Origin of the sequence: Planctomonas deserti, assembly GCF_003067705.1 — a bacterium.
Lineage (GTDB): Bacteria > Actinomycetota > Actinomycetes > Actinomycetales > Microbacteriaceae > Planctomonas > Planctomonas deserti.
The window spans coordinates 1-545 of the sequence record NZ_QANL01000177.1 but is presented as its reverse complement, the minus strand read 5'-3'; the positions used below and the strand labels follow the sequence as shown (position 1 = coordinate 545).

Annotated in this window: 2 protein-coding genes; both read right to left on the bottom strand. The window is 67.3% G+C overall.

From position 1 onward, the window contains the following. A partial coding sequence (locus DAI20_RS20160; protein WP_205781542.1) for a hypothetical protein occupies window positions 1-325 on the bottom strand: 325 nt, incomplete at its 3' end. A gap of 43 nt (window positions 326-368) precedes the next feature. Next, on the bottom strand, window positions 369-536 hold the full coding sequence (locus DAI20_RS20155; protein ID WP_497802653.1) for a coproporphyrinogen III oxidase: 168 nt from the start codon (window positions 534-536) through the stop codon (window positions 369-371). Window positions 537-545 lie beyond the last annotated feature (9 nt).

Genomic DNA, 545 nt, shown 5'->3' with positions numbered 1-545 from the left:
AGTACCAGTTTTCCAGCTGGCCGGTGGACAGGTTGCCGGTACCGAGCACGTCTTCCTGGCGAGCAACGCGCAGTTCCTCGGTGGCCTGGTAGGGGCCGGACAGGAAGCCGTGTCCTTCGCTCTCCAGGGTCAGCGTGGTGTTGCCGCCGCTGTCCTTGTAGGTGCCGCAGGCCATCGATTGCGCGGCAGCCGGCAGGCTGGCCGAGGCCAGCGCGAGCAACAGCAGGGAGCGCCAGCCCGCAACGCGCGGGCGAAGGGAAACAGCAGCAGACATCGGTTCGTCCTTGAAGGAGATGGAACAGGTCCTGTCCGGTGCGTCGCGCACCGCAGGTAACGAAGGCACCACGCTCAGCCGTGGCACCGGAACTTCAGAGCCAGTCGCGCGGCACCAGGTAGTCGGCCAGGCGCGCTTCGGCGCTGCCCGCTTCCGGACTGAAGCCGTACTCCCAACGCACCCGCGGCGGCAGGCTCATCAGGATGCTCTCGCTGCGGCCACCGCTCTGCAGCCCGAACAGGGTGCCGCGGTCGTAGACCAGGTTGAATTC